Raw genomic sequence first — 6,675 nt, forward strand, 5'->3', positions numbered from 1 at the left:
AGGTCCTTCCGGTCGCTGGTCTCGGACACTACCGACGCGACGTCCAGCGGGCACGCAACCGCGGTGACACGTCAGCGGACTGTCAGCCGTTCGGTAACGGGAAGATCACGATCACCCCTGTACAAAGCGACAGACTCGTGCAGAATGGTCTGCGGCCATGACGACGACACACGACACCGACCAGCAGCAGCCGGAGACCCCGGTCGTGCACCTGTCCCGTCGCGCTGCCCTCGAGGCCGAGCGCGCAGCGGCCGGCAAGGCAGCGCGTCGCACCCGCGCTCCCCGCCCGTCCCGCTCGGACGCGGCCCCGGCGGTCGCGACCGTCTCCCCCGCACCGGCGCCCGGCCGAGCACCCGAGTCGTCGGCCGCTCCGGCTCCGGCTCCGGCTCCGCACACCGTCCCGGTCGCTGCGCGGTCGGGACGTCGCACGACCGAGGCCCGTGCCACCACCGAGCACGTCGACGCGCGGATCACCCGGGTCATCCGTCGACGGAGTGCCGCGCTGCCGGTCGCCGCGACGCCCGCGGCACGTGCAACGCGCCCGTCCCGCTCGCACCGCGCGAGCCGCATCACGCTGACCAGCGCCGCTGCCGCACTCGCGATGTTCGCCGCGTCCGCGATGCCCGCCCACGCCAGCGCCGGCACCTCGTCAGCGACGTCCACGCTCGCGCCGCAGGTCCGCACCCAGGACTACGCGGTCACCCAGGCGGTCACGGCGGCCGCCCTCGACCGCGACGACTTCACGGTCGGCGGCGGGCAGCAGGTCGTCGTCGCCGGTGACGGCGGCGCCGAGGGCGCGGTGTCGTACGGCGGCGAGGTCCGCTCGCCGTTCCCCGGCCCGGTGCGCATGAGCTCCGGGTTCGGGTACCGCTCCGCTCCGTGCGCCGCGTGCTCCTCGCTCCACCAGGGTCTCGACTTCAACCCGGGCATGGGCGCCCCGATCGGCGCCGTCGCCGCCGGCACCGTCCGCGTCTCGGGCACGTACTTCTCGTACGGCACGACGGTGATCATCGACCACGTGATCGAGGGCCGCCGGGTCTCGACCCTGTACGGGCACATGATCCCCGGGTCGTCGCCGCTGCGGGCCGGCGACACCGTCGAGGCCGGCCAGTTCATCGGCAGCGTCGGCTCCTCCGGCGTCTCGACGGGTGCACACCTCCACCTCGAGGTCCTGATGGACGGTGTCACGCCGATCGACCCCGAGGCCTGGCTCGAGGCCCGCATCGGCCGCTCGCTCACGATCTGACCCGAGCACGACCCGGCCCGGGCACGATCCGACCCCGGCTCGATCCGACCCAGGCTCGATCCGACCTGGGCGACCCAGCGGATCGTCGGGACCGCTGACGTCCCGGTCCGTGCACCCCGGACCCACAGCACTCGTGCAGCACCGGCGCGGCGGCGTCCCAGCATGGCTGTACAGGATCACAGCATGGACGATCACCACAGACCGCCCGCCCGTCGCCGACCCACGGTGGTGTCCCGCTGATGGACGCCGACACCTGGATCGCCTTCGGGCTCGTCATCCTCTTCGTGCTCGTCGGCGGTGTCTTCGCCGCAGCGGAGATCGCCCTCGTCTCGCTCCGCGAGTCACAGCTGCAGCAGCTCGAGCGACGCGGCTCCCGCGGAGCCCGGGTCGCCGCGCTCGGGCGTGACCCGAACCGCTTCCTGTCCGCCGTGCAGATCGGCGTGACCGTCGCCGGGTTCTTCTCGGCCGCGTACGGTGCGTCGTCGATCGCGCCGGACGTCGCGCCGCTGCTGTCCGGCCTCGGACTCGACCAGGGGGCGGCCGAGGCCGTCGCCCTCGTCCTGATGACCCTGGTCATCGCCTACCTGTCGCTCGTGTTCGGCGAGCTCGTGCCGAAGCGCCTCGCCCTGCAGCGCGCCGAGGGCTTCTCGATGGCCGTCGCGCCGACCCTCGACCGGTTCGCGACCGCGATGCGCCCGGTGATCTGGGTGCTGTCGAAGACCACGAACGGCGTGGTCCGGCTGCTCGGTGGCGACCCGGACGCCCGCAGCGAGTCGATGAGCACCGAGGAGCTCCGCGGTCTGGTCGAGGACCACGACGCCATCGACGCGCAGGGCCGCCGCATCGCCCGCAGCGCCCTCGACGCCGGCGACCGGATCCTCCGCGAGTCGATGCGCCCCTGGTACGACGTCTCGACCATCGACGCCTCGCTCAGCATCGCCGACGCGACCGACCACGCCATCGAGGTGGGCCACACCCGGTACCTGGTCACCGAGGGCTCGCGGGACGACGTCGCGGGCTTCGTGCACCTCCGCGACCTGCTCCGCCCGACCGACCCGACGGCACCCGTCTCGACGCTCGTGCGCCCCGTGCTCGCGCTGCCGGAGACGAAGTCGCTGTCGAGTGCCATCGCGGACATGCGCACCGAGGGACACCAGATCGCGCTCGTGGTGGACGAGTACGGCGGCAGTGCGGGCATGGTCACGCTCGAGGCGCTGCTCGAGGACCTCGTCGGCCGCATCAGGGACGAGTACGACCCGCCGGCCGCCGAGTCCGACGGGATCGACGGTGCGACCGTGCTCGAGGACCTCGCGGCCGACGGCGGTCCGCTGCTGCCGGACGGCGACTACGAGACCGTCGGCGGGCTCGTGCAGGTGCACCTCGACCGCGTGCCCGAGGTCGGTGACGTGGTCGAGACCGGCGAGCACCGCCTCGAGGTCACCGAGATGGACGGGCACCGGGTGGCGCGTGTGCGGGTCACTCCCCGAGCGGCGGACGCCGCCACGGCGGCGCCGGCGGCCACCGAGCCGGTGCACGCGGTCCCGCCCGTCTCCTAGCCGGGCCACCGCCGGACGGGAGGCGCGGTGCCGACCCGCACCGCGCCTCCCGTCCGTCACGGGTACCGCCGGTGCCTGTCGTCGCGACGGTACCGCCACGTACGCTCGTGCCATGGGTATCGACGTGCGCAACGAGATCCGTGACTTCCTGTCCTCGCGGCGGGCGCGGCTCACCCCCGACGAGGTCGGCATGCCGTCGTTCGGTGGCGGCGTCCGCCGGGTGCCCGGCCTGCGTCGGCACGAGGTCGCGATGCTCGCCGGGGTGAGCGTCGACTACTACACGCGGCTCGAGCGCGGCTCGCTCAAGGGCGTCTCGGACAGCGTGCTCGAGGGACTCGCGGGCGCGCTGCAGCTCGACGAGGACGAACGGACGCACCTGTTCGACCTCGCCCGTCTGGCCAACGCCGGCGTCAGGGTGATGCACCGGAACGTACCGACGCGTGTCCGGCCGGGCGTGCAGCGCCTGCTCGACGCGATCACCGGCGCGCCCGCGTGGGTGCGGAACGAGCGCGGCGACGTCGTCGCGACGAACGAGCTCGGCCGGGCCCTGTACGCGCCGATGTTCGCGGGCCCCGGGCGCCCCGTGAACACCGCACGGTTCACGTTCCTCGACCCGGCCGCTCGCGAGTTCTTCCCCGACTGGGCGGCCACCGCGCGCGAGGCCGTCGCCGTCCTCCGCGCCGCGGCCGTCGCGAACCCCTGCGAGCCCGGTCTCGTGACGCTCGTCGGCGAGCTCTCCACACGGAGCGAGGAGTTCCGCGGCTGGTGGGCTGCCCACGACGTCCGGGTGCACCGACGGGGCGGCAAGCGCATCGCGCACCCCGTCGTCGGGGAGCTGCAGCTGGACTTCGAGGCGCTCGAGCTCGTCGCCGACCCGGGCCTGACGATGTTCACCTACTCGGCGGAGCCGGGCAGCGAGTCCGAGCGGTCGCTCGCGCTGCTGGGGACCTGGGCCGCGACGGAGCGGTCCGAGCGGCTCGCCGCCGTGCGTGCGGGCGAGGCCGAGCTGGACGACTGACGGGCCGACCGGACGACCGCCGTGGTCAGCGGTCGGTCGTCACGGCGCGGTCGGTCCTGCGGGTCCCTCGGGGCGAGGGGCGCCGTCGGCGCCGTCGGTGCCGTCGGTGCCGTCGGTGCCGTCGGTGCCGTCGGTGCCGTCGGTGCCGTCGGTGCCGTCGTCGCTCCCGAGCGTGTCGACGAGCGAGTCCACGCGGAGCCGGTCGATGCGCAGTTCCTTCTCGGTCGCGGTCAACCGCAGCACGCGGATCGCGGCGAACACGAGCACGATGAGTGCGACGACGAGCACGAGCAACAGCAGCACGACCGCCAGGTAGACGATGCTGACGACGGCGAATCCCCCGGAGACCATGCGACGACGCTAGCAGGGAGCGTTCGTAGGGTGGGGCCGTGACGAGGATGCCGGTGGACGAGGACACAGCGGCGCTCCTGCGACGACACCGCCGCCCGGAGCCGACGTTCGTCCGTGCGGTCGCGGGGTCCCTGGCCGATGCCCGCACCGTGCGCGAGGAACGGCCTGGTCCGGTCTCGTACGTGCCCGCGGACCGGCAGGTCGTCTCCGACGGGGACGCCGACGCGGTGCTGCTCACCTTCCCGAGCGTGGACACCGTCGCCGGGCTCGCACGGCCCGAGGACGGCCGGGTCGTCGTCCTCGCGCGCGACCCGGACCGGCTCCGCACCGGCTGGCTCGCCGAGTACGCGTCCGCGGTGGTCGCCGCCGAGGCGGACACGTTGCCGACGGTCGAGCGGCTGGCGACGCTCGTCGGGCCGTCCGTCGAGGTCGTGCGCCTCCCGGTGCCGTTCACCTGCGTGGACGGCTTCGGCGAGGGCTACTACGCGCGACCCGAACGGCTCCTCGACGCCGATGTCCGCGCCGCCGACCCGGCGTGGAGCCTGGTCGACGACCTCACCGCTCGCCGATCGGTCGCCGCCCTGCGGAGCGCGCTCGCGTCGGGCGAGTGGGACAGCCGGTACGGGGCACTCCGCCGGCGGCCCGCGCTCGACGGGTCGGTCGTCCTGCTGCGGCCCGCTCCGTGACTCCCTGACCGGGTCGACGACGACTCCCCGACCGGAGCGACGACGACTCCCCGACCGGGTCGACGACGCGACACGCCCGGCTTGACACGCCGTCGTAGGCTGGGACCGTGAGTCAGCAGGAGGTGGTCGGCGCGCAGAGCGCCGGCATCAGGGCGTGACGCCCCCGGCTGTGCCGTCCGGCACGGCCGCGTCCGTCGAACCCTGACCACACCTCCGCCCGTGCGGCGCGCACCCGCGCCCGGGCCCGTCGAGAGCGACCACACCGTGCTGCCCATCAGCGAGAAGACCATCCGTTCGTCCTTCGTCAACGCCTCCCGCAAGGAGGTCACCGACCTGACCCTGCCGACCGACCTCGAGACGCTGGACTGGGAGTCGCTCGACTTCCTCGGCTGGCGCGACCCGAAGACCGCGCGCCGCGCCTACGCCGTCGTCCCGACGCTCGAGGGCGACCTCGTCGGCATCCTGTTCCGGCAGGCCGAGGCGTCGCCGCGTGCACGGGCGCAGTGCTCGTGGTGCCAGGACGTCAAGCTGCCCAACGACGTCGTCTTCTACGCCGCCAAGCGCTCGGGGAAGGCCGGTCGGAACGGCAACACCGTCGGTACCCTCGTCTGCCAGGACTTCCAGTGCTCCCGCAACGTCCGACGCCCGGTGCCCCCGGCGTACGAGGGCTACGACGTCGAGGCCGCCCGGGTCCGCCGGATCGAGGACCTGCGGCTCCGGATCGCGTCCTTCGCCGCAGACCTCTGAGCCCGCCGAAGCCGCGGGACGCAATCTTGGCGGATGCTCGCAGCGCTGTACCGCTGCGAGCCTCCGCCGACGTTGCGTGCCGCGGAGGAGCCCCGGGAAACGCCGGCGTAACGCGCGGTCCCTAGGGTGTGGCGGGTGGACCTCCGCGACTTCGACTCCGCCCCCGCCGACGACGCCCGACGGACCGCCCTGCACTGGGCAGCGGTGCCGGCGTGGGCCGACGCCCTGGTGGCCGCTCGACCGTTCCGCACCGTGCCGGCCCTGGTCGCAGCGGCCACCGAGGCGGCGGCGCAGTGGACCGCGGCGGACCTCGACACCGCCCTCGCCGAGCACCCCCGCATCGGCGAGCGCACCACCGAGGCGTCGTCGGCCCGCGAGCAGGGCGCGATGGCGACGGCGGCGGACGACGTCGCAGCGGCCATCGCCCGCGAGAACGCCGCGTACGAGGACCGGTTCGGCCGGGTGTTCCTCGTGCGTGCCGCCGGGCGGACGCCGGAGGAACTCCTCGCCGAGCTCGAGCGGCGACTCGCGGGGGAGCCGGACGCCGAGGTGACCGAGGCCACCGCTGCCCTGGCCGACATCGCCGTGCACCGGATCCGAGCGACCTTCGGCGTCCCGCACCTGACCACGCACGTGCTCGACGCCCGCACCGGCACCCCGGCCGTCGGTGTCGCGCTGACACTGCGCACCCCCGAGGGCGAGGTCCTGGCCACGGGGGAGACGGACGCGGACGGGCGTGCGGGGCTCGGACCGGACGTGCTGCCCCGTGGGGACCTGGAGCTGCGGTTCGACACCGGCGCCCACCACCGCGCCGCCGGGGTCCCGACCTTCCACCCGTACGTCGTCGTCGCGTTCACGGTGACCGGGACCGACCACCTGCACGTGCCGCTGCTGCTCAGCCCCTTCGCCCACAGCACCTACCGCGGCAGCTGACCAGGCGGTCGCCCGGCGCCCGGCGCCCGGCAGCCGAGTCTCGCCCAGGCGGACACGTTCGTGGTCACACGACCGCGAACGTGTCCGCGGAGCCGAGTCTCGCGGGAGCCGCGGCGGCGCGGCGCGGCGCGGCGGCGG

General features: G+C 74.3%; 7 protein-coding genes and 1 pseudogene. 7 read left to right on the top strand and 1 reads right to left on the bottom strand.

The genetic code is table 11. From position 1 onward, the window contains the following. The first annotated feature begins 157 nt into the window (after positions 1-157). From ACH0A8_RS13290 to ACH0A8_RS13300, 3 genes are all read left to right on the top strand, one after another. A complete protein-coding gene (locus tag ACH0A8_RS13290; protein WP_406907353.1) occupies positions 158-1,246 on the top strand; it encodes a M23 family metallopeptidase in 1,089 nt (362 codons plus the stop codon). A 239-nt stretch (positions 1,247-1,485) separates the two neighbouring features. Continuing rightward, entirely contained in the window at positions 1,486-2,802 is a 1,317-nt protein-coding gene (locus tag ACH0A8_RS13295; protein ID WP_209684833.1) for a hemolysin family protein, read from the top strand. A 112-nt stretch (positions 2,803-2,914) separates the two neighbouring features. Beyond that, positions 2,915-3,820: a helix-turn-helix transcriptional regulator gene (locus ACH0A8_RS13300; RefSeq protein ID WP_311205618.1), complete on the top strand. Its 906-nt coding sequence runs from the start codon at positions 2,915-2,917 to the stop codon at positions 3,818-3,820. A gap of 39 nt (positions 3,821-3,859) precedes the next feature. Here the strand turns inward: ACH0A8_RS13300 and ACH0A8_RS13305 are convergent, their stop codons facing one another. Beyond that, entirely contained in the window at positions 3,860-4,171 is a 312-nt protein-coding gene (locus tag ACH0A8_RS13305; RefSeq protein WP_406907354.1) for a hypothetical protein, read from the bottom strand. Between the two features lie 47 nt (positions 4,172-4,218). Here ACH0A8_RS13305 and ACH0A8_RS13310 point away from each other — a divergent pair, with 47 nt between their 5' ends. The 4 genes and pseudogenes from ACH0A8_RS13310 to uraH all read left to right on the top strand — a co-directional run bounded on the left by ACH0A8_RS13310 (position 4,219) and on the right by uraH (position 6,537). Next, positions 4,219-4,857: a hypothetical protein gene (locus ACH0A8_RS13310; RefSeq protein WP_066657350.1), complete on the top strand. Its 639-nt coding sequence runs from the start codon at positions 4,219-4,221 to the stop codon at positions 4,855-4,857. Between the two features lie 264 nt (positions 4,858-5,121). Then, entirely contained in the window at positions 5,122-5,604 is a 483-nt protein-coding gene (locus ACH0A8_RS13315) for an FBP domain-containing protein (protein WP_066658844.1), read from the top strand. Positions 5,605-5,739: 135 nt separating this feature from the next. Continuing rightward, positions 5,740-6,198 (top strand): annotated as a pseudogene (gene uraD / locus ACH0A8_RS13320) (2-oxo-4-hydroxy-4-carboxy-5-ureidoimidazoline decarboxylase); the annotation flags it as partial. Beyond that, on the top strand, positions 6,199-6,537 hold the full coding sequence (gene uraH / locus ACH0A8_RS13325) for a hydroxyisourate hydrolase (protein WP_251160700.1): 339 nt from the start codon (positions 6,199-6,201) through the stop codon (positions 6,535-6,537). The last annotated feature ends 138 nt before the right edge of the window (positions 6,538-6,675 follow it).

The organism is Curtobacterium sp. 179-B 9B NHS (assembly GCF_045370965.1).
In the GTDB taxonomy this organism is placed as follows: Bacteria; Actinomycetota; Actinomycetes; order Actinomycetales; family Microbacteriaceae; genus Curtobacterium.

Excerpts from the sequence above, each read along its gene's own strand:
- ACH0A8_RS13290 (WP_406907353.1), top strand. The coding sequence starts at position 158 with ATGACGACGACACACGACACCGACCAGCAGCAGCCGGAGACCCCGGTC.
- ACH0A8_RS13295 (WP_209684833.1), top strand. The coding sequence starts at position 1,486 with ATGGACGCCGACACCTGGATCGCCTTCGGGCTCGTCATCCTCTTCGTG.
- ACH0A8_RS13300 (WP_311205618.1), top strand. The coding sequence starts at position 2,915 with ATGGGTATCGACGTGCGCAACGAGATCCGTGACTTCCTGTCCTCGCGG.
- ACH0A8_RS13305 (WP_406907354.1), bottom strand. The coding sequence starts at position 4,171 with ATGGTCTCCGGGGGATTCGCCGTCGTCAGCATCGTCTACCTGGCGGTC.
- ACH0A8_RS13310 (WP_066657350.1), top strand. The coding sequence starts at position 4,219 with ATGCCGGTGGACGAGGACACAGCGGCGCTCCTGCGACGACACCGCCGC.